24 protein-coding genes and 1 tRNA gene are annotated in these 26,292 nt (G+C 49.4%); 8 read left to right on the plus strand and 17 right to left on the minus strand.

Annotated elements, in window-relative coordinates; all coding sequences use genetic code 11:
• Positions 1 to 109 precede the first annotated feature (109 nt).
• From ACN0YR_RS21630 to ACN0YR_RS21645, 4 genes are all read right to left on the minus strand, one after another.
• Positions 110 to 397: a DUF1580 domain-containing protein gene (locus tag ACN0YR_RS21630; protein WP_417851295.1), complete on the minus strand. Its 288-nt coding sequence runs from the start codon at positions 395 to 397 to the stop codon at positions 110 to 112.
• Between the two features lie 95 nt (positions 398 to 492).
• Positions 493 to 1,500, minus strand: coding sequence for a hypothetical protein (locus ACN0YR_RS21635; protein ID WP_417851296.1), 1,008 nt, complete (start codon positions 1,498 to 1,500; stop codon positions 493 to 495).
• Positions 1,497 to 2,750: a tyrosine-type recombinase/integrase gene (locus ACN0YR_RS21640; RefSeq protein ID WP_417851297.1), complete on the minus strand. Its 1,254-nt coding sequence runs from the start codon at positions 2,748 to 2,750 to the stop codon at positions 1,497 to 1,499. Before ACN0YR_RS21640 ends, ACN0YR_RS21635 begins: the two co-directional genes overlap by 4 nt.
• A 115-nt stretch (positions 2,751 to 2,865) precedes the next feature.
• Positions 2,866 to 2,939, minus strand: a tRNA-Arg gene (locus tag ACN0YR_RS21645).
• Positions 2,940 to 3,574: 635 nt separating this feature from the next.
• Between ACN0YR_RS21645 and ACN0YR_RS21650 the strand changes: the two genes are divergently transcribed.
• A complete protein-coding gene (locus tag ACN0YR_RS21650) occupies positions 3,575 to 4,270 on the plus strand; it encodes a YiiX/YebB-like N1pC/P60 family cysteine hydrolase (RefSeq protein ID WP_417851298.1) in 696 nt (231 codons plus the stop codon).
• 269 nt (positions 4,271 to 4,539) lie between these two features.
• On the opposite strand, the gene ACN0YR_RS21655 is transcribed toward ACN0YR_RS21650, so the two are convergent.
• Together ACN0YR_RS21655 and ACN0YR_RS21660 are read right to left on the minus strand one after the other, a co-directional pair.
• Positions 4,540 to 5,652: an efflux RND transporter periplasmic adaptor subunit gene (locus ACN0YR_RS21655; RefSeq protein WP_417851299.1), complete on the minus strand. Its 1,113-nt coding sequence runs from the start codon at positions 5,650 to 5,652 to the stop codon at positions 4,540 to 4,542.
• A 519-nt stretch (positions 5,653 to 6,171) separates the two neighbouring features.
• The gene (locus tag ACN0YR_RS21660) at positions 6,172 to 6,618 is read right to left on the minus strand and encodes a hypothetical protein (RefSeq protein WP_417851300.1); all 447 of its coding nucleotides are present in this window, start codon (positions 6,616 to 6,618) and stop codon (positions 6,172 to 6,174) included.
• 285 nt (positions 6,619 to 6,903) lie between these two features.
• Here ACN0YR_RS21660 and ACN0YR_RS21665 point away from each other — a divergent pair, with 285 nt between their 5' ends.
• Positions 6,904 to 7,353: a hypothetical protein gene (locus ACN0YR_RS21665; RefSeq protein ID WP_417851301.1), complete on the plus strand. Its 450-nt coding sequence runs from the start codon at positions 6,904 to 6,906 to the stop codon at positions 7,351 to 7,353.
• Positions 7,354 to 8,480: 1,127 nt separating this feature from the next.
• Positions 8,481 to 8,690, plus strand: a complete 210-nt coding sequence (locus ACN0YR_RS21670) for a hypothetical protein (protein WP_417851302.1) — start codon at positions 8,481 to 8,483, stop codon at positions 8,688 to 8,690.
• Positions 8,691 to 8,794: 104 nt separating this feature from the next.
• Here the strand turns inward: ACN0YR_RS21670 and nqrF are convergent, their stop codons facing one another.
• The 6 genes from nqrF to ACN0YR_RS21700 form a co-directional block, all read right to left on the minus strand.
• Positions 8,795 to 10,012, minus strand: coding sequence for an NADH:ubiquinone reductase (Na(+)-transporting) subunit F (nqrF, locus tag ACN0YR_RS21675; protein ID WP_417851303.1), 1,218 nt, complete (start codon positions 10,010 to 10,012; stop codon positions 8,795 to 8,797).
• 68 nt (positions 10,013 to 10,080) lie between these two features.
• Positions 10,081 to 10,704 carry an NADH:ubiquinone reductase (Na(+)-transporting) subunit E gene (nqrE, locus tag ACN0YR_RS21680; RefSeq protein ID WP_145206059.1) on the minus strand — a complete coding sequence of 208 codons (624 nt, stop codon included), beginning with the start codon at positions 10,702 to 10,704 and terminating at the stop codon, positions 10,081 to 10,083.
• A gap of 130 nt (positions 10,705 to 10,834) precedes the next feature.
• Complete coding sequence (locus ACN0YR_RS21685) at positions 10,835 to 11,473, minus strand: NADH:ubiquinone reductase (Na(+)-transporting) subunit D (protein ID WP_417851304.1); 639 nt, start codon at positions 11,471 to 11,473, stop codon at positions 10,835 to 10,837.
• Positions 11,474 to 11,547: 74 nt separating this feature from the next.
• Positions 11,548 to 12,414 carry a Na(+)-translocating NADH-quinone reductase subunit C gene (locus ACN0YR_RS21690; RefSeq protein WP_417851305.1) on the minus strand — a complete coding sequence of 289 codons (867 nt, stop codon included), beginning with the start codon at positions 12,412 to 12,414 and terminating at the stop codon, positions 11,548 to 11,550.
• Positions 12,404 to 13,654 carry an NADH:ubiquinone reductase (Na(+)-transporting) subunit B gene (locus ACN0YR_RS21695; RefSeq protein ID WP_417851306.1) on the minus strand — a complete coding sequence of 417 codons (1,251 nt, stop codon included), beginning with the start codon at positions 13,652 to 13,654 and terminating at the stop codon, positions 12,404 to 12,406. Before ACN0YR_RS21695 ends, ACN0YR_RS21690 begins: the two co-directional genes overlap by 11 nt.
• Positions 13,655 to 13,700: 46 nt before the next feature.
• Positions 13,701 to 15,065, minus strand: a complete 1,365-nt coding sequence (locus ACN0YR_RS21700; protein WP_417851307.1) for a Na(+)-translocating NADH-quinone reductase subunit A — start codon at positions 15,063 to 15,065, stop codon at positions 13,701 to 13,703.
• 344 nt (positions 15,066 to 15,409) lie between these two features.
• Between ACN0YR_RS21700 and ACN0YR_RS21705 the strand changes: the two genes are divergently transcribed.
• A complete protein-coding gene (locus ACN0YR_RS21705) occupies positions 15,410 to 15,982 on the plus strand; it encodes a DUF3592 domain-containing protein (protein WP_417851308.1) in 573 nt (190 codons plus the stop codon).
• A gap of 5 nt (positions 15,983 to 15,987) precedes the next feature.
• On the opposite strand, the gene ACN0YR_RS21710 is transcribed toward ACN0YR_RS21705, so the two are convergent.
• Positions 15,988 to 16,188, minus strand: a complete 201-nt coding sequence (locus tag ACN0YR_RS21710) for a hypothetical protein (RefSeq protein WP_417851309.1) — start codon at positions 16,186 to 16,188, stop codon at positions 15,988 to 15,990.
• 52 nt (positions 16,189 to 16,240) lie between these two features.
• Between ACN0YR_RS21710 and ACN0YR_RS21715 the strand changes: the two genes are divergently transcribed.
• The 3 genes from ACN0YR_RS21715 (at position 16,241) to ACN0YR_RS21725 (ending at position 20,356) form a co-directional block, all read left to right on the plus strand.
• The gene (locus ACN0YR_RS21715) at positions 16,241 to 18,178 is read left to right on the plus strand and encodes a TIM44-like domain-containing protein (RefSeq protein ID WP_417851310.1); all 1,938 of its coding nucleotides are present in this window, start codon (positions 16,241 to 16,243) and stop codon (positions 18,176 to 18,178) included.
• Positions 18,179 to 18,535: 357 nt separating this feature from the next.
• Positions 18,536 to 19,456, plus strand: coding sequence for a sensor histidine kinase (locus ACN0YR_RS21720; protein ID WP_417851311.1), 921 nt, complete (start codon positions 18,536 to 18,538; stop codon positions 19,454 to 19,456).
• 51 nt (positions 19,457 to 19,507) lie between these two features.
• Positions 19,508 to 20,356 carry a hypothetical protein gene (locus ACN0YR_RS21725; protein ID WP_417851312.1) on the plus strand — a complete coding sequence of 283 codons (849 nt, stop codon included), beginning with the start codon at positions 19,508 to 19,510 and terminating at the stop codon, positions 20,354 to 20,356.
• A gap of 150 nt (positions 20,357 to 20,506) precedes the next feature.
• On the opposite strand, the gene mutY is transcribed toward ACN0YR_RS21725, so the two are convergent.
• From mutY to ACN0YR_RS21745, 4 genes are all read right to left on the minus strand, one after another.
• Positions 20,507 to 21,646 (minus strand): A/G-specific adenine glycosylase, encoded by a 1,140-nt coding sequence (gene mutY, locus ACN0YR_RS21730; RefSeq protein WP_417851313.1) that lies wholly within the window; start codon positions 21,644 to 21,646, stop codon positions 20,507 to 20,509.
• A gap of 133 nt (positions 21,647 to 21,779) precedes the next feature.
• Positions 21,780 to 22,748: a sugar phosphate isomerase/epimerase family protein gene (locus tag ACN0YR_RS21735; RefSeq protein ID WP_417851314.1), complete on the minus strand. Its 969-nt coding sequence runs from the start codon at positions 22,746 to 22,748 to the stop codon at positions 21,780 to 21,782.
• Positions 22,749 to 22,874: 126 nt separating this feature from the next.
• Entirely contained in the window at positions 22,875 to 23,483 is a 609-nt protein-coding gene (rpsD, locus tag ACN0YR_RS21740) for a 30S ribosomal protein S4 (protein ID WP_417851315.1), read from the minus strand.
• A gap of 330 nt (positions 23,484 to 23,813) precedes the next feature.
• Positions 23,814 to 24,806, minus strand: coding sequence for a C-terminal binding protein (locus ACN0YR_RS21745; RefSeq protein ID WP_417851316.1), 993 nt, complete (start codon positions 24,804 to 24,806; stop codon positions 23,814 to 23,816).
• 310 nt (positions 24,807 to 25,116) lie between these two features.
• Between ACN0YR_RS21745 and dusB the strand changes: the two genes are divergently transcribed.
• Positions 25,117 to 26,205, plus strand: a complete 1,089-nt coding sequence (gene dusB, locus ACN0YR_RS21750; protein ID WP_417851317.1) for a tRNA dihydrouridine synthase DusB — start codon at positions 25,117 to 25,119, stop codon at positions 26,203 to 26,205.
• Positions 26,206 to 26,292 lie beyond the last annotated feature (87 nt).

Consider the following 26,292-nt stretch of genomic DNA (forward strand, 5'->3'; position numbering starts at 1 on the left):
AGCGAGCCCCACACAACCAATAGACTAAATCACCAATCACCTCAAATCTACTGAAAAACTAAAAGAAAGATGCTCTAAATCGACACTGAAGATCAATTCAAAAGATGCTCTAGAACCCCAAACGGTCCAGTTCAGCTCCAACTTCTTTGAGGGAAGCTGACGCATCGTCCATCGTTGTGGATGTACGATGATCGACCTTCTGCGTGATCGCCTCGGAGAAGCGACCAACCGCTTCCAGTGACGTAACGCGGCGACCGCCCACCAGACAGGATTCAAGCCGGATGCCTTTCAGCCCGTATTTGACCCAGCGATGAAGGGTCGAAAGATGAGGCGAGCCGGGGATGTGCTCGGCAGCTTCGCGAAAAGTGAGAATGGTTTCGGTCTTCAAGTTGATCATTGAGTCGCTCCGATTGGAATTGGTTGTCGTTGCGAGTCAATTATCCTGATGAACGTGGAATGCGACACCGGAGTTAGGGTAGAAAATGTCAGGAGTTAGCCGGAGTTAGCTGATTCTGTCTCCGCTAACGCCTCGGGACCAAGTTTCTGACAAAACATCGACGAGCCATACCCACTAAAACAGATCAAATTGGGATTCATTCTCTGATTGATCGCTCGGATCGTGTCATCATATTGTGAACTGTTTAGGGATGGGCAATAGATTTTCTGTGGCCACCCTAATCGTTCGAATTCCTCAAAGACTGCAAATTGATTCGAAGCAATTCGCTTGTAGCGCTTCGCAACACTGTTTCCGACCCAGAGCGTCTTCTGATCAGCATCCCAGTGCGGAAGCTGAGTGTCCGCAATGTGCACCGATTGGCGCATCGTGATGAGGCCAAGTTCGATCTGCTCCCACCCAACAGAATGCTGCAGGAAATCCCCTGTCGTGAATACTGAAACATCAGGATTACCATCCAAAGTAGGGAAAACAGCCTCCATATCGCGAGAAAGTGAAGTCAGCAATTCGTGATTGAGATTTTCCCTGGCCAAAACCCAGTTTGTTTTGGGGTTTAGGGGGAATTTGCTTTGAGGCCAGATGCTCCCCCCACGTTCTCGAGGACCGTCGTCCACTGGTTCGACAGCATCTCGCGTATCGTCTGCTTGGACTTCTTCGGATCCATCGGCTATTTCAATACCAAGCAGGAACCACTGCAAATGCAGAGCTTTAAGACGCCGCTTCCATAGCTCTACCCTGTCCATCAGACATTTCAAGAAAGATCGAACGCAATGCACTGTTTGCACTGTCGCCTCTTCGGTCGTGATTTCACGACAGCGTCTGCAGTTCTGACGAAGATCGGCCACTTCTTCCTCCCAGGGATTCTCATCACCTTCAATGTCCGGCAGTAGAAGAACAGCGGTGAGAAGGCGGTCGAGTGTGCTTGGATAAAAAGTGTTTGCGACCATGGTTTCGTCGGGATCATATGAAAAGACAATCCGAGCTTGCGTCAGCCGTAATCCCAGTTCATACCAAGCAAGTTCAGTCATTGTGGATTCAGTGCTCATCCTGCCTCCTTAGCGATTTCGATCGCCAGTTGAAGATTCTGTTCTGCATAAATTTCTGTGGCTTCTAGGCGGGCATGCCCCAGCGACACTCGGCTCGCTTCTATACCGTACTTCCGACGAAGGTCAGTTCCGCGCGAGTGACGCAACTGATGCGGATGCCATCGAACAAGTTCGACGCCCGCCTTCTCGGCTTTGACAAATCCGTACTGCAACGCTTTCCAGAAGGAGTGTGTTGTGTAATGCGCGCCCTTCGGGCGCTTCGGTTTCCGTTTTCTCCGTGCCTGTTTGGCTTTCTCTCTCGCCTTCAGCTCAGACGGATAGATCGGCGTCTGGCGTTCTTTCTTCTGGTGAGTCTGTCGATGCTCCATACGCCACTGTTGAGCCTCCTGCGGTGAGAAGCAGTAATCCTCATCTGCTCGTGCGAGGAATGGTGCAAGAATCTCCTGGCAGCGGGGACCGAGGGCGATGGCCCGAACATGATCCCGCCACATATTCTTATGTCGTTGCGGCCTGTAGATCCAAACTTCGCCAAGACTCTTGTCGAGATCACAGGGACGCAGAAGGACGACTTCACCTGGACGCATCCCGGTGAGTCGTTGCAGTTCGATCATCCCCACGATCTGTGGCGGCAAGTAAGGGAGGACAGCGTCGACATGGGCATCAGGCACAGGCTTGACCCGCTCAGATTCTCGGGCACGAGAGCGCCCCTTCATCAGACCTTTGACCGTCGAAAGTCCATGCGAAATTGACGGGGGAATCAATTCCTCCGACACTGCCCACTTGAAAGCTCGTTTGATCCGCCCGATGCGTTTATTAATCTCTGTGCGGCAGAGATCCTGCACATCGATCATGTGATCGCGAACGGCCTTGAGGGCTTTAGGGCCAAAATCAGCAGCAGGTGTATGACCGTAGAGCTTGCGGACCGGACGCAGAGCGTCCCGCATTCCTTCCAACTCTTTGGTTGTCTCGCCGTCACGCACATAATACGTCTCTGCATACTTCCAGTACGCGAGCAAAATGTGATTGACGGCGGCAGATGCTGAAGAATCACCAATCGGTTCGAGAGCAGGAGAGCTTAGAGAGCCTCCCCCCAGCCACTCGGCGATCAAGCGGTGATATTTTTCCCAGCTTTCTGGAGAATTATACTCGCCAAGATAATAATCACGTCCGTCGAGACGGACGACCCCGAGATTCTTCGGCTTGTAGTGGCGGTACTTGGGAATTCGCTTTTTTGGTAAAGATGAGGACATACAGACTCCATAACTACGAAAATAGTACTAGTACTACTTTCACAGGACTAAGGAGCCGCGTCGTCTTTTCGCAAGCGGCATTGTAAATTACTACTGCAAAACAGTTTACAGCAAGTACACCCGGAGGGATTCGAACCCCCAACCCCCGGTTCCGAAGACCGGTGCTCTATCCAATTGAGCTACGGATGCAAGTGTTTTGATACACCGAAATTGGGATGGTGTATTATTTGGGGCACTATTGCAGATCATTTCTGCTTTGGCAAGTGTGGCATCATAAGTGACACAAAAAATGGTTCGTTGGTTCGATAGTTCACTTTTCCTGCGAAGCCAATTGATTTCCACCACCGATTGATGAGGCAAAAAATCGCGAAAACGGAACGTAGCAAGTCGCTGACAAAAGCACAACAAAAAGCACCGCCCGAGAAGTGGAAGAATGAGCAACACCAAGCCCAAAAGGTGGTTTTGGATTGCTTGAATAGAATTTTGGGAATGTGCAGCGATTTTCGCTGTGATCCCATCTGAAGTTCCTCAAGGATCGTGGGTGCCTGATTGAGAGTGACCATCCAATGAGAGGCGAAGCTGGCAAAGTTGATAGCAATATCTCGCTCTGAAATTGCTTCTGTGACACAAGTTTGACATTTTCCTGTTTCATGAAATTTATCAGCTAAATTCATCGTTTTCTGGTAACATTTTTAACCGTTTCACGAAGTAACTTCTGGTAAAACTGTCCTGATGTTGGACAATATTTTCATCTGAAACATTGTTGTGTTCGTTCATCGAAGCAACAACTTGATCTCGATCAGCTTCAGAGTAGAAAGATGTTTATGAACTCCACACTGATTGCTCTCATCATTGCAACAGCACCTGCCGATTCGCCGACTGAGGTAATCGTCAGTTCTCCGGAAGCTGCTGTCTGCGAAATTTCAGCAGCGTCACAAACGGGGACGCTGCTTTTTAGTCAGGGAGACTGCTTGGCTGTTCGTGCCTATACCAATAGCCCGTACACACATGTCGCAACGATTGTCTATTCCAGTGATGGGACACCGGTGGTGTACGACAGTATGAACGGTTCTGGTGTCCGCAAGATGCCACTTTCCCAATACCTGACGGATCAGTCCCCGGATGAAGTTCAGCTTTTTCACCCCAACCGACCATTCAGTGAAAAAGAAATTCAGTGTTACCGCGATCACCTTGAATCACAGCTGGGGCGACCATACTCGGTGAAACATCACATCACAGGGCAGAGAGTCAGCGGGCTTCATTGTGCGGAATATGTCACGGATGCACTCGTCGAGATCGACTGGCTGAAGGTCAAGAATCCTCCCCGGGTTTCCCCAGCGAGCCTTGTCGAAGGAATTACAACTCATCAGGTTTACCGCACCGGTCCCGTTGTTGAAATTCCAGTCGTGCTCGAACCGGTTTCAGAACCGCAGGGCCGATGTGCCCGGATGTGGTACGACACCAAAGAATGCACCTCACGCTTTTGTCGGCAAATGTCCCGTTGGGTCCTTTGTCGTTAAAACAAATCCAAGATTAGACTTCGCGTTCTGCGTCGTGGCGAGCAGTCTATGAAGTCATGAAAGTGCGCAAGACCGGCACGGCAAACATCGGAAATATTCTGGTTCAGTTCAGCGAGGAGAGATGTTTCGATCCTTGAGAAGACTCCAATAATCTGTTGCAGCCACCATTGTTCGAAAAATTGACTTCTCCGCGAAGTGCAGATCCGAACGGCTGAGTTTGCCTGGATCGCCAAAAGGAATTCTTTGGGGACGAACGTTTCTGCGTTGGGTTAAAAACCTGTTCTTGGTGCCGGGGCTGGAGAAGGAGTTCGGCTTGGGGTCTTAGGAGCTTCCGTTTCGAGATGCATTGGGCGAACCCACGAACCATCTTCGAGAGTTTGGGATGATGAGACAATGAGTTCATCGTTGGGGCTGAATCGTCCGCTAACAAAAATATGAGTCTGCCCGACTTGTCCGAGGACCTGAACGGGAATAGTCCGTACAAAACCATCGCGAATGACCTGCACCATTCGTTCAGAATCTGGGGTCTCTGTGTCGGTTTTCAATGCCAGAATCTGAATTTCTGCGACAGGAAATTTTGGAACCATATTCGAAACAACTGCTTGTCCGGGAGTGAAACGTCCATCTTTTGAATCGATCACAAGTCGTGCTGTTGCCACAGAGATAAAGAGTTCTCGTAACGGATTGAATTCTGGCAGGGGAGGCAAGATCGCTTCAACAGTCGCTTCCGCGGTTTGATCTTCGATAGTGAGGGGGACCGTTTTTCCGACTTCAATGTTGCCCCTCTCGGCAGGGATTTGGACATACAGCTGAGTTGGGTCGACAACTCTTGCTAAGAGGTCACCTGCCCGAACAAACTGTCCGGGGGCGACGGACAATTCTGTGACGGTCCCTGTTAGATTGGTCCGTAAGATTGTTTGTTCAGAACGAAAGGCTGCGAGTTCAAGTTCTATCTTGGCGACATTGAGTTTGGCTTCAAGCAGCTGCTTTGCTTTCGGTTCAGTTGCCTGAGCGAGAGCAATTTTTGCCACCTCATGAACAGCTTGGGCTCGTTTCAATTCCATTGCAAACACTTGGGAGTCAAGACGAATGACTTCCATTTGCTCTTGAATTGAGTCTCCAACTTTGACGAACACATCTCGTACAACACCATCCATCGGAGTCACAATCGACAAAGTGCGAAGAGGTGAAACTTCCAACGGAACACGGAATCTGTCCGGAGCGATCAGCGTCAACGCGGCCCGCTCTATGGAAACTCCCTGAGGAGCATCATCTGTATTTTGACAGAAAGCTTCTTGGGGGAAACTTCCGAACATCCCCAGAAACAGCAAGCTGAGTATGGCGCAATGGAAGATTGGCTGAGGAGCGGAGAACTTGATCATTGGGACATTTACCTGACTGGAAGTCTGTTCGAAATCTTCTCCATGGATTATCGAGATGGAAGAGATGATGTCAACAAGCCAGTCATCAAAGGCAGGGTTTTAGCAACTCAGATGGGACTATCGATGCCACTTCAGCCCACGTGATCATAGCCTCTCAGGGACCGAGGAGATCGCCTCTTGCATTGTTGACGAGTGAGTACTTAACTCGACTATTGCCATTTGAGTGAGCTTGATTGGTATCCGATTTCTTGAGTTGAAGGGGCTCAAGTAGATGGCTTTGAGTTAGATCGTGAAAGAGGATAGGGAAACGACAATCTTGATATTCTTGTCGCGTCACACGGAAAGCGATTTATGAAATCGTGTATAGAGTTTTCACGATCAGGGTAAGCATTGAGAATGTACTAAGAGGATCTGTTAAATAAGACCTGTATGTCCATAAAACATGGAATGATTCATCTGGGTTGTCTTATGTGGACAGAAAGGTCTTATTTAAGAGAAGCGATCTATGAAGAACTTCAATTACCGATTCTTGAGATCATGCGATTTACCAAAATTCAGATAGACAATTCCGCAGGCACTCAGGATCGCAAAGATCATAAATACCGCGAAGAACTTACCGGATGCTTCAAACTTTCCATGAAGTGGGTAGAGGCTCGTCGCCCCGAAGGTTGCGAAAAAGAAGATGACTGCAAAGCAGCGAGTGACTCCGAAATTGGGGCCAGTGAAAGATGAAGTCACTCCAGCAATCCCACCCAGAATCGCTCCTGTTCCAGCTTGAAACAGTGCAAACAGTCCCAGTTGATGTAATGCAACCCTGATAGGTTGTTGTACTGATATCACATTCAGTGCCATAAGTAGCAAGACAATGATAAGAGTTCCGAATAGTAAAATCGCTGTGCCAATAATGCTGCCGCGAATGAAATGCCGGAAAATCTTGCGAATGCACAGATGAATGGAGGTTGACATTGTCAAAAGTCTTGCAGCGTTGTTTCGGAACAGTTTCTGTCCACTTGACGTTCAATATACTCATCGTCTAAATTCGATATTAACATTTTTCTATGTTTTTTTCATGTCATGTTCTTCTTAAGTTGACAGGCTACCTAATCGTTAACTATCACACCTCTGATATCCCAGCGAATGTTTTGGTTCACAGGGTGTCAGGATTTGGTATCAAGATCTTGTTCAGATTTTGTTAGAGCGAGTTAGCCTCGTTCTGTATCAGCTCACAATGGCTCTAAAAGAAGAAAGACTATGGCAACAAAAAAGTGGACTGAAAAAAGTTTGAAACAAGCAAGTGAAAAACCAACTTCAATTGCACCGCAAAACTACGCGAGCGACAAAATTCCTAGCGGATACAAGTTGTGTACACTCTGCGAGCACTATGTTCGAGGACCACAAACGAAAGTTTGTCCGAACTGTCAGGGAGACATTGCTCCGAAGTCGCGACAGCCTGGCGGGCGGAAACGCGCAAATGCCGCTACTGCGATTGGAAGTGCTGAATTTACAAAAGTGATGAACCTCATCGAGAATCTCGGTGGGCTCAAACCGACGCTGAGCACAATCGATCAGCTCGAAAAATTTGGCAGCATCGAAGAAGCACGCCGCTTGATTAAAGCTTGGTCCAGCCTGGTCGAAGCGACCGGAAGTGAAGCGAAAGCTTCCGCTGCAATTGAATCTTTGCAGAAATCTGGTGCGATCTAGAGCATCTTTCGAATTGGTTTGCAGGTTCTGCCTCGTGGCGAACAGTATTTTTTACGAGAGAAATGCGTCCTTCACGGGCACACGGTAGAGCAAACTGCTCTAGAGTGAGTTCAAAATCGGTCTTTGTGCACTGCCTCGTGGACAGGTGCTATTTTTGGCGCTATTTTACGGATCCCGATATATTGACGAATCCGCTGTCCACGGGCCCACGGTAGACCAACTTGCAACTACGGAACTCTGAATTCGAACTCAGTGACCTTGTCGTAAAAGTGAGTAATTCATTGCGAGAAGTCACCCGTCGCGAACACCAGAAGCACGGAGTGTTTTGAGAGTACGGTCACTGACGTGATTGCCTGGCTCGAAAACTAAAGGTCACTCTCAAGTGCTGAATTGTTCGGCCTGGCAGAATCTTTAGGATCGACGCAAATGAGCGCTTCCAAAATCTACTCCTCGTTCTTACTCGTGACACGTGTGCATCGGAGTGATTTTTGACCGAGCGTGGCACTCGGAATGCACTGAAACCACCAGAATATGTTCGCAAGTGAATATCTTGCGAACATATTTTTTTATTGATCGGTAAGAAGAGAACTCCATTTCGATCGGCTTTCAGGAGGGGGGAATCCTCTGGGTGAGAGTTCTATGCCTGCTCTGGTAGCACTACTTCTTCTCTGAGTCTCGATTGTGAAAGAGTAATTTCCGACGCGACAACTCTCCCCTCGAATTTGCTAAATCGCTTTCTTCAGGCACTGCTGGTGCCTCTATCGAATTGGTTTTCAGTGCCGGTTTTGGGCAAGTTTCATTCAGGGCTCCAGTAACTCATTTAGCCGCCGGTGAGTCACCAGCGGTGAATAGCTGCCAAAGAAGATGCAGAGATTTCACTGCGGCCAACTGTGAACATTCTCTGGCCCCAGTGAATCACCGTGGGATGTCAACGACCACCCAAGATGCAGCGATATTACTGCAGATTAATTGTGAATTTGTTCCAGAGCAAACTGCTCTATATGGGAGCATGATAGAGCGAGTTGCTCAAAATGAATCCCAAGTATGGACCTTTGCACTCCGTCCCGTGGCAAGAGCCTGTGAAGTCATAGAAGTGGCTTTCTGCACTGGCACGACAGGTGTTGTTGATGCTTATGGTCGTCAATGACTACTGGTCGATATCATTCGACCAGAATGACTCTTCTTTTGTCAGCGAAGCAGAGATTCCTGTTGCAGCGATGAGATATTATCACAGCAGTAAAAGAAAGGAGTCGCCACTCACGCATGGTAAGAGGCGACTCGGCTTTTTGAGCATTTTTCAAAATGGAGTGCAGGCTCTGTTTCGTGGCGAACAGTAATTTTGTTGACGAAACGCGTTCTTCATGGGCACACGATAGAACAAACTGCTCTATTCTCCGGAAACGAGCGTGTCAGGTGTGTAATCCCTGCACGTTATTGTTCGTTAGCCACCGAAGTCGTCGTAGGCGATGTTGTCAGCTTCGACGCCCAGGTTGTCGAGCATGTTTAAGACCGCTTGCAGCATCATTGGTGGGCCGCAGATGTAATATTCGATGTCTTCCGGTGCAGGATGATCTTTCAGGTACTCATCGTGCAATACTTGATGAATGAATCCTGTATAACCGGTCCAGTTGTCTTCCGGGAGTGGATCGGAAAGTGCGATTTTGAAGCTGAAGTTAGGAAACTTTTCTTCCAGTTCGCGGAATTCGTCGACGTAAAACAACTCGCGAGATGAACGCCCACCGTACCAGTATGAAATTTTTCGGTTACTGGCTCGTTCCTTGAGGAGTTCAAATGTGTGAGAACGCAACGGGGCCATTCCAGCACCACCGCCGATGTAAACCATCTCGTTATCGGTCTCTTTGATGAAGAATTCACCGTAGGGGCCGGAAATGGTGACTTTGTCACCCGGCTTAAGATTGAAAATGTAGCTGGATACCTTACCAGGGGGAACGTCAGGAAGTCGTGGTGGAGGGCTGGCGATACGGACGTTCAGCATAATGATGCCTTCTTCGCCCGGGTAGTTCGCCATTGAGTACGCCCGAATTGCTTCCTCTTTGACAGTCGACTTAAAGCGCCAGATGTCGAATTTATCCCAATCTTCGTGGTATTCTTCTTCGACGATGAAGTCTTTGTAATCGACATGGTGCGGTGGGACTTCAATCTGAATAAATCCACCCGGCTTGAAGTTCACGTCTTCCCCTTCAGGGAGTTCGAGAACCAGCTCTTTAATGAACGTGGCGACGTTGTGGTTGGATCGAACCGTGCACTCCCATTTCTTCGTTTCGAAGACTTCTTCTGGGACTTCAATCCGCATGTCTTGTTTGACTGCGACCTGGCAAGAGAGGCGTTCGCCAGCTTTCGCTTCTTTTTTATTGATATGGTTCTTTTCGGTTGGAAGGATATCTCCTCCCCCTTCGAGAATCTTCACTTTGCACTGTGCACAAGTTCCACCACCGCCACATGCTGAGGAGACGAAAATCTTGTTTTCTGCCAATGCCCCAAGCAATTTCCCCCCGGAGGGGACTTGGATGGTTTTCTGGTCATTGACGATGATTTTAACATCACCTGAGGGAACGAGAAGTTTTTTGGCACCTTGAATACAAAGTACCAGCAACACCACGATCCCGGTGAAGAAAAGAATTCCTAAGAAAATTTCCATAATGAACGCCGTTTGCCGTTCGAGTGATAAAATGGTGAACCGACTGGTCTCTTACCATCTCGTGCTGGTTAAATGTCGATTCCGCCGAAAGCCATAAAGGCCATCGCCATCAGTCCGACGGTAATGTATGTAATCCCGAGGCCTTTGAGTCCTTCGGGGATGTCGCTGTACCGGAGTTTTTCTCTGATCCCGGCTAAACAGGCAATTGCAAGTGCCCAACCAATCCCGCTTGAGATTCCATATGTGGCACTTTCAGCGAGTGTGTAATCTCGCTCGACCATGAAGAGTGAGCCACCCAAAATGGCACAGTTCACTGTAATCAGCGGGAGGAAAATTCCGAGTGTGTTGTAGAGTGCTGGAACGTATCGATCGAGAAACAGTTCCAGAATCTGAACCATGGCAGCGATAGTTCCAATGTAACTGATCAAGCCGAGAAAGCTCAGGTCAACATCCATCAACCAGGATTGTCCAGTCCACGCAAGTGCACCCTCTCGCAGGAATTTGCGATAGATGATGTTGTTCATTGGGATGGTGACCCCTTGAACGACGATCACAGCAGCTCCCAGCATGAGCGCGTTTTTGACAGATTTCGAGACCGCCAGAAACGTACACATTCCGAGGAAGAATGCGAGTGCCAGGTTCTCTGAGAACACTGACTTGAAAAACATGCTGCCGACTTCTTCGTAAGTCATCATGCGGCCTTTAATTCGCTCTGCCAAAATCTGAACAACTGGTTGCGACTTTGATGATCGGCAACGATTTCAGATGTATTATATGTGCTTCTAAAAATTCGATTTCTAAACAGAAGTGAATCAGTAATCGTTAATCTCGAGTCGGGTCATGGGCTGCTTGATCCGTACGGAAGGAGCGAAGCAACCAGATGAACAGACCAATCAGGAAAAATGCACTCGGAGGAGTCAGCATCAATCCATTTCGTACATAAAATCCGCCGTCTGCGTACAGAGGGAGAACCGTAATTCCGAACAAGGTTCCTGAACCAAGGAGTTCACGGAAGAAACCGACCACGACTAGAATGAGTGAGTATCCCAGGCCGTTTCCGAGACCATCAAGAAAACTGCGAAACGGACCGTTTTTAGATGCAAATGCTTCGGCACGACCCATGACGATACAGTTTGTGATGATCAGTCCAACGAACACCGAGAGTTGGTCAGCGACGTCAGGAACAAAGGCCTTCAAGACCTGGTCTACTAGAATTACTAGCGATGAGATCACTGTCATCATCACGATGATGCGAATGCTGGATGGGATGAAATGGCGGATAAGCGAGATCGCTGCATTCGAGCATGCAACGACGACAGTCACCGCGATCGCCATCACGACGGCCTTGTCCAGTTGTGTCGTAACCGCGAGAGCGGAGCAGATCCCAAGCACTTGAAGTGCGATTGGGTTCGACTTCAGCACTGGGTCAAACAGGACATCTGTATTTTTTTGGGCTGCCATATTTCTCAGTCCGGTTGAAGATTGACTTCAGCCTGTTTCAATTGCTCGGATTTGAGTCGTCTCGAAGGTAAATTCTATTCACTTGTGTTGATTTCGTCATTACGGATACGTTCGAGGAACGGGCCGAATGCGTCATCTCCCAGCCAATATTTTACAGTCTTTTCAACACCGACTGAAGTAATTGTTGCTCCCGAGAGCCCATCAACCTGGTTCTCGTCTGATGCAACTCCCGGCTTGGTTACCTCGATAATTGGCTCACCTGACTCATTAAGCACAGTTTTTTCTGGCCAGAGTGCTTTCCACTTCGGATTATCAACTTCACCGCCCAGTCCAGGTGTTTCACCATGCTGGTAGAACGTAATTCCTTTGACAGTCCGTGTATCGGCTTCGAGCGCTAAGTACCCATAGAGTGTTGACCACAGACCTTTACCGTAGATCGGAAGCACGATCGTTTGAAGCTTTCCGCCACTGTCATTGATCAGGTAGACCAGCGAGACTTTTTCACGACGCTTTATCCCAGCGATATCTTTGTCGCCGATGATAATGCTCTGCTTAGGGTCTTTGGAGGCCTTCAGTTGATTGTAAGTTTTGATATCAACTGATTTATTAATGGTTCCCGCAGCGGGATCGTCTTCATCACGTCCTGGAAGATTGACGGCGATGATTTTGACGTTTTCGAATTTCTCAGCCAAGTTACTGTTGGTGGATTTGTCGTCCCACAGTCCAGCGGCGCTAAGAACATTGCGTTGTTGTTTGATTTTCTTGTTCTGTTCTTGCAGTGGACGCAACGCGACCGCAGCTGTTGAGACAACAAACGAACAGACAAGGCATAGTACAACTGCCACGACCAGCGTTCCGAGAAAGCTGTTTGGTTCAAAGCTGCTTTCGGCTTCTTGGTTCGTCTCGGCAGCGTCCTGATTTTGGTCAGTTTCAGAGTCCACAGCGTTTGCGCCTTCGTCGAATGTTGAGTTGGATGACAGCCCAGTCGATCAACGGAGCGACAACGTTTCCGAAGAGAATCGCTAACATGATTCCCTCTGCGTATCCGGGGTTGATCACTCGTACCAGTGTGGTGGTCACACCAACGACCAGACCGTACGCCCATTTCCCTCCTTGTGTCATCGCCGCTGAGACAGGATCAGTTGCCATAAAGACAAGTCCAAATGCCAAGCCGCCGACAACCAGATGCCAATGGGCAGGCATCAAGAACATGTTTGGGGTTTCCGGACCAGATGCGTAGTTGAACAACCAGGCGGAACCGAGAGCACCAAGTAATGTGCTGAGCATGATTCGCCAGGATCCAATTCCCGTGGCTACGAGAATGACCGCCCCCAGAATACAGGCGAATGTTGATGTTTCACCCATTGAACCGGGGATGAATCCCCAAAATGCGTCCCACCATGAGATATCTAGTTTTTCGGTGATGACATCCAAGCCCATTGTGTTTTTGGCATCAGCCAGGGCTCCGAGAGATGTCGCTCCAGAGTAACCGTCAACTTTGGGAGCAGCGATCCAGATATCAGCTGTCATCTCACTGGAGTAGGCGAAGTACAAAAAGGCTCGCCCCGTGAGAGCTGGGTTCAGGAAGTTTTTCCCGGTTCCACCAAAGACTTCTTTTCCGATCACGACACCGAATGAGATCCCCAAGGCGACCTGCCATAAAGGGACGGTTGCCGGTAACGTTAGCGGAAAGAGCATTCCTGTAACGAGGAAACCTTCGTTGATTTCATGGCCTCGGACCGTTGCAAAGAGAACTTCCCAGAAGCCCCCCGCGATTTGTGTGACGATAAAGATCGGGAGAAAATAGAGCGCCCCGTGAATAAAACACGAGAGCAGATTGTTCGGGTTGTACCCCACGGAGTCCATGACCGTTGAACGCCAGTTCCCGGTCGTGGCTTCTGGGAGCGAACCAATGTCGACCAGTCGCTCAATTTCCAAGTTGGCCTGATAGCCTGTGTTATACATAGCCATCAGGATACAGGGGCCAAGGGCGACGACGACCATGATCATCATCCGCTTCATGTCGAGGCCATCTCGCACATGGGTCGGACCATCGGTCACGTCGTCAGGCGTGTACAGAAAAGTGTCGACCGCTTCATAAAGAGCGTAGAACTTTTCGTACTTGGCACCTGGTTTCACCTGCTCGTGCAGGTCGTCAAGTTTTTTCCTCAGGAACTTCATGGATCGCCATTCGGCTATTTACGGGGACTCAGGCACGTCTGGAGGGTTACCCTTCCCGTTCGATGCGCGTCAGGATGTCTCTTAATGCAGGGCCAAAGTTGTGTTTGCCGGGATCGACAAAGGTCAACAAGGCGACGTCTTCTTCGTCGAGTTCGGTGGCTCCAAGCAGCTGTGCTTGATCGGTGTCACCAGTAAGCAGGGCTTTCACCAATGCTGTAGGCTCAATGTCCAGCGGCATCACTTTTTCGTAGACACCAATCGGGACAATCGCTCGGAAGCTACCGTTTCGATTCGTTGTCATTTCAAAGGCACGTCCATCAACGGAGCTCGCTGAGGCGTAGACCGGCATGACTGAATATTTGTTGAAACCGGGCATTTGCCATCCGAGCAATTCACGATCACGGCCTTCTTTTAAGACGGAGACCTGTAAGTCGTATCGGCCCAGATAGGCGTACGGTCCTTCAGCAATGCTTCCGTTCAGGACCGATCCGGAAATGATTCTGTTTTCTCCATCTGCAAGCTCATTTGCAGTGAGATCTTCGATCGAGGCGCCAAGTCGTGTGCGAATCAGACGCGGTTTTTTGACTTGTGGGCCTGCCAGCGAGATGACTCGTTCAACAGAAAGCTCTCCGGTCACGAACAGCTTTCCGATGGCGATGGTGTCTTGATAGTTGATGTGCCAAACCGGGCGAGCTTCAGATGCAGCGGAAATTTTATGAATATGCGTCCCTGGCAATCCTGCAGGGTGCGGACCTTCGAATTGCTGCAGCTTCACGCGATCAGAGACAGCGTCTTCGGGGTCGGCTCCAGGAGTTTTAAAGCCGGGTGAAGCACAAACATGGACTTGTCCTTCGGTGAGCCGAGACAAGACCTGTAGACCGTAGCGGAAGAAATTGGGGTTCTCGTCGAGAATCAGTCCCGGGAAAGCCGCTAATGGGAGTGTGTCAATGGCCTGTACGAAAATCGCGTGCGGAATTTCATTGACTGGAGGAGTTTTACTGTATGGACGTCGTCTCAGACTGGGCCATAGTCCTGATTTCAAAAGATTCTCGACGACAGCGTCGCGATCCAGGCGAGTAAGATCACTGTTTTCGAACGACTGAAATTTTTCCTGACCTTCACCTTCGAGTTCAACAACCACAGATTGGAAAAGCCGCTTGTCTCCCCGGTTGATGGAGACAACTTTTCCTGCTCCGGGGGACGTAAAGAGCACACCCGGGTTCTTCTTGTCTTCGAACAGAGGTTGTCCGAGTTTCACGGAGTCCCCTTCATGGACAAGCATGGTCGGTTTCATTCCGACATAATCGCTTCCCCGGATGGCGACACTTTTCACCATTGCCCCAAGATCAATCACTTGATCGGGAACACCTGAGATGGGAAGGTCAAGACCTCGTCGAATCTTGATCGGCATTAGGGATACAAGAGCGAAGATTCGCTCCCCTTATTGAGTCAAACATCTTGTTTTCACTGAAGAAGGATGAAATGGGAGACTACCCATATTACTTCTCCGAGTACTTTTTCGGCTATTTTCGGCAACTCCTTGCCAAAGACTGACCGTCGCTGCGAATATTACAAAGCCATCGAAGAAATTGAAGCGATAGAGTGATCCTTCTGCTAGAGAACTTCGTATCCGACTCAGTAGAGAGAACTGTTCTCTCATCATCAAGAATTTTGAATCGGTCCTGCATCAGATATTGCATAGGGATCTTGCACGTCGAAGTGCCGCATGTTTCTCAAAACTTTAAGGATTCCAGAATGAAGCAGCACAGCAATTCATTATTCACAACCGGAAGCACGATCGTCTTAATTGTCGGATCGGTTTTTCTCATTGCAGGTTATTGTCTTTTAACTTTCTGGGGAAAGCCAACTCTCGACAACGCCAAGGCCAGCACTAACTGGCCGACCGTCCCTGGTGAGGTCACAGAATCACGCGTCGATTCTCACAGAGACAAAGACGGAACCACTTACTCTGCGGAGATCGTCTATCGATACACCGTCGATGAGGCTGAGGTTCATTCTGATAATGTTTGGTTCGGTGGGAATTATTCATCCTCGTCTCGCGGCCAGTTCGAGGAAATCGTCAGGCGTTATCCAGTCGGTAAGCAAGTCTTGGTCTACTACAAGCCAGATGACATCTTTATTGCCGTTCTTGAACCGGGGGCACACTTCACCAGTTATGTTGGGTTCGTCATGGGCTGGGGCTTTCTTCTAGTTGGGGCTTGCCTGCTGCTCGTCCCGATGGCAGGGTTGTTTCGAGGTCGCAAGAAAAAGGAGAAAGAAGAAATGATCTACTTTGATGATGCAACATACGATTCAGGTCACGAATAGTTCGTTCAATGTAGAACCAGTCCGAAAACCTCTGGAATCGTCGCTTTCTCAACGATTGAGAGAGCAATTTCAAGTTTCAGGGCCAGTTCTAATTTAAGTGCTTCAGCGGCGTTTGATGAACATGCTGTCGGGGCAGCAAGCTTTTGTGCCGACACGTTCGTCTGACTCTCTGGGCTTTCGCCTTTTCCGGCAGGCATTACTTTCATACAAGCGACCTCACATTCAATTTTCTTCGTATTCAAACTGACGCACATCCTCATGAACCGTATTCAACGTGCAACATTCTTGAATTTCCTGATCTTTGCCGCTGTCCTCGTCTCTGCATGTTTCGCGTTGCCTCACGATGTCTGGGCTCGGGCTGGAGGAGGAGGAAGTTACGGCGGTGGCGGAGGAGGAGGGGGATCTGGCGGAGGTGGTGGCTCTGGAGGCGGGGGAGGGGAGCTCATTTATTTTCTGTTCTGGTTGTGCTGGCATCACCCACTCATCGGGATTCCACTGGCAATAGCGATGGGTTTCCTGATGTATCATGGTGGAGATCGTGTAAAGCAAGGGCACATCACGCAGACAATTCGACGCGGAAAGCGGCATCAGAAGGACCGGCTGAGAGATCAAACGCTTAGTAGAATTCAGCAAACTGATCCTACTTTCGAATTGCCAGCGTTCCTGGGGCGAGTCAAAACCGCCTTCGAGAAAATTCAGCACGCATGGAGCGAACAAGATCTGCACGAAGTTCGCAGCTTCATCAGTGACGGCATTCACGAACGTTTCACTTTACAAATCGCGATGCAAAAATCTGAAGGCATCCGCAACGTTATGGAGAGAGTCGCCGTTCATAACCTTGAAGTCGTCGCTCTGTTTGCGAATGAAAACTTTGAAACAATCCACGTTCAAGTAGAAGCGTCAGCTGTTGATTACAACGCCAATTTGAAAACCGGAAAGCAGATTGGTGAAAAGTCAACGAGCACCTTCACTGAGTATTGGTCCTTCCATCGACGACCAGGAGCAAAATCAATTCAAGGAGATGGAGCGATTGAAGGCAATTGCCCACGTTGTGGAAGTTTGCTCGAAATTGTCGACAAAGCAGAATGCCAAAGCTGCGGAGCTCAGGTCAATTCAGGAGAATTCGATTGGGTTTTGGCAGAAATTACGCAAGAGCAAGAGTGGAACGTTCCCCAAAATGAATACCTCATCCCCGGAATCACCGAACTGAAAGAGAATGACCCCGGTTTGAGTATTCAACATTTGGAAGACCGTGTTTCCGTAATGTTCTGGCGATTAAAATCTGCGGAGTTCTACAACGACTTGAGCTACGCTGAGCCCATTGCCACGCCCGAATTCTGTGACTCATTCAAGAAAAAGTTAAGTCCAAGGGAGTTTTGGAAAGAGCCAGCTGTCGGAAAGGTGGAAATGATGGACGTGAAGTCCGGAGACAAAAACACCCCGGATCGAATCCGCGTCAAAGTCCGGTGGTCAGGCACGCTTCTTGAAAAAATCAATCGGAAACGAACACGCGTCTTACGTGGACAAGCGATTTTCACACACGTCTACACGCTCATCCGGGAGCACAATGTGAAGAGTATTGCAGATGCAACCTTCACCTCTGCGGGATGTTCAAACTGTGGGGCGCCCATCAACGTGAATAAAGCTGGCGAATGCGTTTATTGCGGAACCGTCCTGAATACCGGGAAACATGATTGGGTTCTTGATGACGTCAGCCCGTATTCGGCAGCACATGCATACCGACAAGGCCCGTCGATCCCAATGGCGGCAGGGAATTTGACCGGCAGTCAATTGGATGCCCATGCTGATTCCGGCCTGTCATTAGCTGTGCTGGCGAAGGTGATGTTGATTGATGGGGATTTCAACGAGAAGGAACGTGCAGCGATCTATCGACTCGGGGCTCGTCGCGGTCTCTCAACTGAGCGTGTCGACGAGTACATTCAGCATGCGTCCGCACGTTCCACAAACATTCCAACCCCAGAAGATCCCAGGCAAGCCTCTGCTTATTTGGAACAGTTAATTCATGTCGTCCTGGCTGATGGACAGATCACTCGTCAAGAAAAATCTCTCCTCAAGAAATTTGCAGACCATGTTGGCCTTGCCGATGCCGACGTCAAAATGGCGATCAACCGGGAACGCAAACGGTCTTATCAGGCAGCAAGGCAGGAGCTTCGCCACACTGGGCAGAGTAAGTGAATCTGGTCGGACGATAATGAAAGTTGTTCACGTGTGAGCATAGGCAACAAAGATTGAGGATGAGCGAGTCAATCTGGTTTTAGTCATTACGTTTCAACTTCATTACGTTTTAACTGGTGGTGGGCAGTCTCTGAAACCATGACTGTTGTCATGTCAGTGAAGTTCACGCGCTCGACCGCATTGAAAACGCATCGGATTCGACAAGGTTGGGGAAGTCTGTTCAAAGTCTTTCTTAACAAGAGAACCCTCTGTCTCGCAGTGCGGAGTTTCAAATGATCTTATTGATCAAGGCAAAAGCGATCAGCTGGGCCCCGTTTCAACTGGAACGCGGGATACGGAATTCATATCCTATCGGTTATGGCGACCTATTTTCGGCGGCGGAGTAAGATACATCTTCCGATTACATTGAGTGTCAGTTTGATGGTGCTCAATGTGACGTTGATGATCTGTTGGATTGTTGTTCTTTCCCAACGATCACTCTGGGGAGCACTCACAATTGGAGTGCTCGCGTTCACCCTGATTCTGGCGGGGCTCTCAGCGTGGCTCGTGTTGACGTTGAAGGAAATTGGCCTCAACAACCGGCAGGCAAATTTTGTGGATAGCGTTACCCATGAATTGAAGTCGCCGATTGCCGCTTTGCAACTTTATCTGGAAACGTTGCGAATGCGGCATCTTTCGGATGAGAAGCGAGAAGAATTTCATGGCATCATGGCGCATGAATTACATCGTCTCGACAATTTGATCAGTCAGCTACTGGAAGTGGGACGTCTTGACGCACTCGGAGACAATGAAGAGCCGGTGAACATTGAAGTCTCAGAGTTATTGAAGCAATACGCGGAGACAGCCTGTTTACATTGGAAAGTTGAGTTTGAGGATGTCTTCACATTTGAAACAGTCCCGGTGGTAATCCGGGCGAAGAAAATTGTTCTTGATCTTGTCTTCTCGAACTTGATTGATAACGCTGTCAAATACAGTGGAGTCCCGCCTCAGGTTCAGGTGAGTGTGAAACCGCACGGACGAAGTCGAGTGCAAATCCAAATCGCAAATAACGGAACTGGAATCTCTCCTGACGACCGTAAAAAAGTCTTTCAAATTTTCTATCGCGGAGGGAGCGAACTCGAACGTCGCCGCAAAGGGACCGGTCTCGGCCTCTACATTGTGAACACACTTGTCAAAAAGTCAAAAGGGCGAATTCAGATCAAGGATCGACAAGGCGGTGACGCAGGTTGTACCTTTGAAGTCGAATTTCCAGACCGAATTGACCCTCCTCCGGGGTAAGTTCATCACGAACGATTTGTCAATTTGCGCAACCAATGCAAGAATCTTCTGATGCCAAGTCTTCCCCGAATCTTAATCGCAGCGGTTTGTTTGATCGGCGTTCTATGTCGCCTTGCTCCTGCTGACGAGCCATTGGCCCTGCATTGGGCGAAAAACTATCTGACGATTTCCGGTGATCAAATCCCCGGAAAAGAGATCAAGATTCATTACCTCGAAGCGTACTGCCGGGCCGGTTCAACGGATGCTGACTGGGTCAAGCATACTCGTATGAATCATGAGACAAAATTGATCGAAGCCAATGACGAGGGGACGGAAATTCGCCTTCAGTGTCACGTTGAAGATGGGCTCGTCGTGGATCACACAATCACGACAACGGCGGATTCAGTCATTTTTCATATCACTGCAACCAACCCAACTGACAAACGTTCTGAGGCGCACTGGGCGCAACCATGCATCCGTTTGGCAGATTTCACCGGGGCGGACCAGAAAACGTATTTGCAGAAATCATTTGTCTTTCTGGACGGCAAACTGGAACGTTTGCCGACTCGGAGCTGGGCTACGAAAGCTCGCTATATTCCCGGGCAGGTCTGGGCTCCCAAAGGAGTGAATCGTAACGATGTCAATCCACGACCGCTGAGTGATTTCGTCCCCAGCAATGGCTTGATCGGCTGCTTCTCAGAAGACGAATCCAAGATCTTTGCGACAGCGTTCGAGCCGTATCAGGAACTGTTTCAAGGAGTGATTGTCTGCCTGCATTCCGATTTTCGTCTCGGTGGTCTGAAGCCGGGAGAGACGAAACATGTCAAAGGGAAAATTTACATCGTCCCGAACGATGTGCCTGCGTTATTAAAACGATACGAGAATGACTTTCCTGAACATGTTGTATCGCAACGAGAGTAACGGACGGCGTTCTTAATTCTCGCAAATCCAATGTTGTTCATCGCGTTCTGTCCCATGGCGAGTCATTCATGAACTCGTAAGGCTGAGTGTCACAAGGACGGGATTCATTGAATATGCTTGAGGTGATTCTTGCAATCGGGATGAATTCAGTCACTCTTCGTTTTTGAGTTCGTCTCTAAGCAAATTTGTGAATTCCCGGCCGGTCTTAGGCATCGGCAGTTCCGCGAGTTGCTCAAGAGTTGCCCATTGCGTGTTCTCTGGAAGCGATTTCGGAATTGAATCAATGGTCGCGTGTAAGCAGATCAGTCGAATCCGATAGCGGGTTACGCTGTGGCGAATTTCTGTTTTCAGTTCGAGGCGGTCATTGATGTTGACCGAGTCAGTCGAAAGCTTGTTCAACGCTTCGGCCGACAACGTTTGTATGGCAGGCTTCGTCAGCTTCTGTTTGTGCGAGATCGATTCCACCGGGAATCTGATGAAATCCCACATTCCCTCCCAGCGTTCTCCAGATTGTCGTTGTCGCACGAGATATTGGTCTTCACTGCGAATAGCAATGGTAGCTTCGACGGTTTGTGTGACCTTGGGGCGTCTTTTTTTTAGTGGCACACTCTCCTGATTCTGTGCGGCAAATGCCTGGCAATGAATCGTGAGCGGGCAACTTTCGCAGTCTGGCGATGCAGGCGTACAGATTTGTGATCCCAACTCCATGAGCGCTTGATTAAGTTTTCCGGCCTCACGTTTTGGTTGCAGTTCCTCAGCGAATGACCAAAGAGTTTTTTCGCCGTCGCGGCTGCGGGGATCACCAGAGTAATTCAGCAATCGACAATACAGTCGGAGTGTATTTGCTTCGACAATGGGGGCAGGGAGGTCGAATGCGAAGGAGCGAATCGCACCGGCAGTGTAGCGGCCAATCCCGGGTAAGGATTTCAGCTCGGAGAGTTTCTTTGGGAATTCGCTCGCGAATTCACTTTGAATCACAATGGCAGCTTTTCGAAGATTTCGTCCTCGACTGTAGTAGCCAAGTCCTTCCCAGTACTGAAGAACTTCTTCTTCTGTCGCTGCAGCGAGTTCTGCAACTGTCGGAAATCGCCCAATGAACCGTTCGTAATACGGCACGACAGCCTTGACTGTCGTTTGCTGCAGCATGATTTCGCTGATCCAGATTTTGTAGGGATCGCGTGTCATACGCCAGGGGAGCGGGCGTCCCTGACTTTTGAACCAGTGATTGAGACGCCTCCGCAAACTGGCCAACTCTTGTGCATCCAGCGAGTGGATGAGTGATTCTTCCATTGCGTTGATAGCATTTTTCGAATTGATATTTGCGTCCTGCCTTGTGGTGAACAGCCATTTTGCTGGTGAAACACGTTCTTCACGGGCACAGGGTAGAACAAAATGTTCCAAAGAGCTTGATTTCTGAATCGGGTCACTCGCCAAACGCTTTGCGAAGCATTTGGAGGCTTCTAGGAATAGCGGTTTCGTGAGCCTCTTTGCCTTCGAATTCGAGCGAAACGTATCCGGTGTAGTTCACATCAGAAAGAATTTTGGCGACGCGCTCATAATCGATTTCGAGGGTGTACCACGTCCCTCCGCCGAAATATGTTTTGGCTTGAACGAAGGCTGCGTACGGAGCGAGTAGTTCGTATTGCTCATACTGCCGCTCCAGGAAATTTCCGGTGTCGAGTGTTGCTTGCAGCCAAGGGGAGTCGATGGCATCAATCACTCGGATGACGCCTTCAGCTGTCCTTCCCAGGCCCCAGTGGTTTTCAAGTCCCAGCACGACGCCACATTCTTCCGCTTTGGGAAGGCACTTTTCCAGCGAATCGATGACCCATTTGAATCCTTCGTCTTCGGTGTGTCCCGGAAGGATTGGCTCGATTCCCTTTTTCGCCATGAGTTCGTCGAAGCTCTTGATTGTGCCCCATCGCCCGGTGTTGACGCGGATCGTAGGGATGCCGAGAGCGTAAGCAAGTTCGATGCAGTGGATAGTATGGTCGATATTTCTCTGTCGCTTGTCGGGATCGGGAGAAACGAAAGATTGATGTGTTGAGCACCCACAGAGGTCAATTCCGTTGCGGAAAGCACGCTGTTTAATTCGTTGCAATGCGGCGTTTGATTCATCCTGCATTTGAATATGCAGGACTTCAACACCGTCGAATCCGGCATTGGCAGCGAGGTCAATGCACTCTTCAATGCTCAATTTCGTGTCAGGGCGAAATCTCCAGTACGAGTAAGTCGACGTTGCGATTCGAGGAGCTCGCTTCACTGAGGGAAGCGGCTGTTCCTGAGACGCTTTCCGCTTCGGGTCTTGTGCGAAACTGTTGAGTCCAATTACTCCAGCCAGGGCGGCCCCAGCGAGCAGTTGGCGTCGATTCACATTCTTTTCACCTGACATACTGTACCTCGTTGAGTTTTAATGAAGCCTCGTTATAACAATTTGGTTCAGGTGGGAGATCGGTTCAGCGCAAAAAAAAACGGCAATCGGGAGAGACTCCAGATCGCCGTTTTGATTCTGTTTTGACTATCGCGACAGGAACGCGACAACTTGTCCGACGTCAACCGGAAGGCTGACATCGTCAAATGTTGGCAGTGAGGTGACGATGGCGGTGAGTTCGTCACCATCAAAGTTGACCCAGCTGCAACCTGTGTCACCGGAATCATCGCTGAGCTCTTTGTAGAGCTGCTTGAGATTCGGGCGGTTCTTAACTGTGATTTTGTCGCCAGCTTTCACCATGAATGATGGACGGTCTACACGGCGACCGTTGATGAGGAAGTGCCCATGGACAATTCCCTGGCGTGCTTGCGGACGTGATTTGGTGAACCCGGCTCGACGGACAACATTGTCCATTCGTCGCTCGCAAAGAATCATCAGATTCTCTCCGGTGTTCCCTTTAATACGTCGGGCTTTGTCGAAGTATCGACGGAGATGTTTTTCGCGAAGACCGTAATAGAATTTGATCTTCTGCTTTTCAACGAGAGCCAAACCATAGTTGCTGGTTTTGCGTCGACGTTGAGCCATCCCTGGTGGATATTCTTTGCGTTCAAATGCTCGAACAGCGCCCGCGTTTTCAAAAACTTGAAAACCGAGACGGCGATTGATTCTCGCTTTGGGTCCGGTGTAACGTCCCATTAAATCTAATTCCCGATATAGCTTGGACTTACGATACTAATTAGCTCTAACAAAACCTGAGCAAGTGATTGAAATCGACTGTTTGGCAATGGTTCCAAATGTACGGTTTCAACAGGATTTCAGGGCGTCTAACAAGAGTGTTGCCAGGGCATCTAAATTGTTAGAGCATCTAACCACGCAATCATCCCCCCTCATCCTTTTCAGGGGAAAAGCGAATCATGTCGTTTGGAACTCACCTCGTCAAGTGTCCCTCGCTGCTTCCGTGAAGGAATTTTGTTGAAACTTTGATGAGAACCGGAATTTTGTCACAAAAACTTGACCTGAAGAGGGTCAGTTCACCACATTTCGTGGTTTTTGACCGCTGAGGACCCGCAGACAGTTCTGGCTCCCTTTGATTCTCATGTCATCCAACCCTTCCTCGGAATAGAAAGCTGCGTGTGGATTGAGGATGAGTCGATCATACGCCGGGTGAGAGGGATCTCTCCAGGCGACCATGAGCGGATCATCATCTTGAGGAGGCTCGGTTTCGAGAACATCGAGTGCCGCTCCTCGCAAATGATCTCCTTCGATTGCTCTCAGGACTGCATGGGCATCGACGACCCCGCCTCGTGCAGTATTGACCAGAAACGCCCCCGGTTTCATCTTGGCGATGGTTTCGTCGTTGAGCAGATGTTGAGTTTCGTCAGTACGAGGACAGTGTGCGCTGACAACATCCGACTGAGAAAGAAGGTCGTCCAGTTCTTCGATTCGCTCAATCCCCAGCGATTTATCGCGTCCATCAGGAACGTGTGGATCGTAATAAATCACCCGCATCCCCAAGGCCTTTGCCCTCAGCGCTGTCGCTGTCCCGATCCGACCAACACCAATGATGCCGAAGGTTCTGCCGCGAAGACGGTGAGTCGGCTTCACTTGTTCATAGATCCACGGGCCTGCACCACGCTGTAAGCGGTTGTTCATATAATGAACTCCCCGCGTCAGTGTGAGCATCATTCCGATAGCAGAGTCTGCGACCTCTTCGGTTCCGTAATCAGGGACATTAGCGACGTTGATCCCCTTTTCCCTAGCCAGCGCTCTGTCCACATTGTCGAAGCCGACGCCGCATCGGACAATCAGCTTGCAGTTTTCCAGGCGATTGATCGTCTTTTCTGTGAGGGAGATGAAATGGTACAGCATGATCGCGTCAGCGTTTTCGATCTTCCCGATAAGATCATCCTCAGAGTAAGCGTTCAGAGCTTGTACATCTGCAATGTCACCCAAAATCTTCTCTTCATGATGGAGAGGTGGGTTGATGAAATCGGTAATGACAACTTTCGATTTGGGCATTTGATTCCGTCTTCTGGTTTGTCGTCGTGTCTGAATCTTTCTTGAACAGGTAATTTAGGTTCCAGCACCTTGCAGTGCTATTCCTGAGTTCATTTTCTCTTGAAGAGGCGTTTCAAAAGTCTTCAGGAGATGGCGTTTTTTTACACCGGGAAGATATCATTTATGCTACTCTCAGATCAAAGTGATGGACTGTTCTCCGCGAATTTCCAGTCGCAGCTTTACTATTCATCACCCACTTGAGTTGCGGGCTTCATCGGCCGCGCTATGATGTGCCGCAGACCAACTCATTTTTCGCACTCAATCTACTTCCATGACTTCGTCGAATCATCAAGAACGATCTCTCGCCCCACAAACGCTGCAGTTTGGTTCGCTCACGCTGCCATCGAGGTATTTGCTTTCACCATTGGCAGGGTTTACCAACTTGCCGTTTCGTCGAGTTTGTCGAGAAATCGGAGGTGTGGGCCTCTGCACGACTGATCTTGTAAGCGCTCGGGGATTGTTAGAGAAGAATGAAAAATCGATCCAGCTGATCAAAACTCACGAGGTCGATACTCCGTACTCCGTCCAGATCTTTGGTCCAGATCCCATCGAAATGCGTGATGCGGCTCAGTTTCTTGTCGAATATGGTGTCGACTCGATTGATATCAATATGGGATGCCCGGTCGACCGGATTACCAGTGGAGGGGCCGGGTCCGCGATGATGTGTTCGGTCAATAAAACGATCGAACTTGTCCAAACTGTGGTCGATGCTGTCTCGATTCCGGTAACCGTTAAAATGCGTCTTGGCTGGGACGACACACAACTGACCGCTCCCAAGTTTGCCAGAGAGTTTGAACAGGTCGGCGTTGTGGCGGTGGCAATACATGGGCGGACTCGAGAGCAAGGCTTTCGAGGATCAGTCAATCGAGAAGGAATTCGCAAGGTTGTCGAGGCGGTCGAGGTGATCCCGGTAATCGGAAACGGGGATATCCTTAATGTCGAAGATGCACAGCGGATGTTCCAGGAGACTGGCTGTCAGGGGATTTCGATAGGACGTGGTGCCTTGGCAAATCCTTGGATCTTCCGTCAACTAGTTGAATGGGAAACGACTGGAGCAGTTCAGCCCCCGGGGAATTTCGACGAGCGTCTTAACCTGATGATGCGTCAATTCGGGTATCTGGAAGAGTTGGTCGGTCCGCGCCGAGCGGTTGTGATGTTCCGAAAGATGGGGCACTGGTATCTCAAAGGAATGCGTGTGCGGAAAGCACTTCGCCACCAATTTCAAACCGCACGAGATCGGGATGAATTACAAATCGCGCTCGACGCAATCAGCGAGGCTGGTCCGGTGGGTGGTTCGAGAACGGGGCTGTTGCCGGAGATGCACGTGCCAGTTCCCTCGGGGCCAGTGGAAAAATGGTAATTATTTTGAGAGCAGCTTTCGAACTCTGAAGCCATGAAAACGCCCATTAGGGCTCGAAATCATTGAAAATGCTCTAGAGCATCTTTC

Source organism: Thalassoglobus sp., assembly GCF_048270125.1.
Lineage (GTDB): Bacteria > Planctomycetota > Planctomycetia > Planctomycetales > Planctomycetaceae > Thalassoglobus.

Coding starts and splice junctions, on each gene's coding strand:
- ACN0YR_RS21630 (WP_417851295.1), bottom strand. CDS start 397: ATGATCAACTTGAAGACCGAAACCATTCTCACTTTTCGCGAAGCTGCC.
- ACN0YR_RS21635 (WP_417851296.1), bottom strand. CDS start 1,500: ATGAGCACTGAATCCACAATGACTGAACTTGCTTGGTATGAACTGGGA.
- ACN0YR_RS21640 (WP_417851297.1), bottom strand. CDS start 2,750: ATGTCCTCATCTTTACCAAAAAAGCGAATTCCCAAGTACCGCCACTAC.
- ACN0YR_RS21650 (WP_417851298.1), top strand. CDS start 3,575: ATGAACTCCACACTGATTGCTCTCATCATTGCAACAGCACCTGCCGAT.
- ACN0YR_RS21655 (WP_417851299.1), bottom strand. CDS start 5,652: ATGATCAAGTTCTCCGCTCCTCAGCCAATCTTCCATTGCGCCATACTC.
- ACN0YR_RS21660 (WP_417851300.1), bottom strand. CDS start 6,618: ATGTCAACCTCCATTCATCTGTGCATTCGCAAGATTTTCCGGCATTTC.
- ACN0YR_RS21665 (WP_417851301.1), top strand. CDS start 6,904: ATGGCAACAAAAAAGTGGACTGAAAAAAGTTTGAAACAAGCAAGTGAA.
- ACN0YR_RS21670 (WP_417851302.1), top strand. CDS start 8,481: ATGCTTATGGTCGTCAATGACTACTGGTCGATATCATTCGACCAGAAT.
- nqrF (WP_417851303.1), bottom strand. CDS start 10,012: ATGGAAATTTTCTTAGGAATTCTTTTCTTCACCGGGATCGTGGTGTTG.
- nqrE (WP_145206059.1), bottom strand. CDS start 10,704: ATGACTTACGAAGAAGTCGGCAGCATGTTTTTCAAGTCAGTGTTCTCA.
- ACN0YR_RS21685 (WP_417851304.1), bottom strand. CDS start 11,473: ATGGCAGCCCAAAAAAATACAGATGTCCTGTTTGACCCAGTGCTGAAG.
- ACN0YR_RS21695 (WP_417851306.1), bottom strand. CDS start 13,654: ATGAAGTTCCTGAGGAAAAAACTTGACGACCTGCACGAGCAGGTGAAA.
- ACN0YR_RS21700 (WP_417851307.1), bottom strand. CDS start 15,065: ATGCCGATCAAGATTCGACGAGGTCTTGACCTTCCCATCTCAGGTGTT.
- ACN0YR_RS21705 (WP_417851308.1), top strand. CDS start 15,410: ATGAAGCAGCACAGCAATTCATTATTCACAACCGGAAGCACGATCGTC.
- ACN0YR_RS21710 (WP_417851309.1), bottom strand. CDS start 16,188: ATGAAAGTAATGCCTGCCGGAAAAGGCGAAAGCCCAGAGAGTCAGACG.
- ACN0YR_RS21715 (WP_417851310.1), top strand. CDS start 16,241: ATGAACCGTATTCAACGTGCAACATTCTTGAATTTCCTGATCTTTGCC.
- ACN0YR_RS21720 (WP_417851311.1), top strand. CDS start 18,536: ATGGCGACCTATTTTCGGCGGCGGAGTAAGATACATCTTCCGATTACA.
- ACN0YR_RS21725 (WP_417851312.1), top strand. CDS start 19,508: ATGCCAAGTCTTCCCCGAATCTTAATCGCAGCGGTTTGTTTGATCGGC.
- mutY (WP_417851313.1), bottom strand. CDS start 21,646: ATGGAAGAATCACTCATCCACTCGCTGGATGCACAAGAGTTGGCCAGT.
- ACN0YR_RS21735 (WP_417851314.1), bottom strand. CDS start 22,748: ATGTCAGGTGAAAAGAATGTGAATCGACGCCAACTGCTCGCTGGGGCC.
- rpsD (WP_417851315.1), bottom strand. CDS start 23,483: ATGGGACGTTACACCGGACCCAAAGCGAGAATCAATCGCCGTCTCGGT.
- ACN0YR_RS21745 (WP_417851316.1), bottom strand. CDS start 24,806: ATGCCCAAATCGAAAGTTGTCATTACCGATTTCATCAACCCACCTCTC.
- dusB (WP_417851317.1), top strand. CDS start 25,117: ATGACTTCGTCGAATCATCAAGAACGATCTCTCGCCCCACAAACGCTG.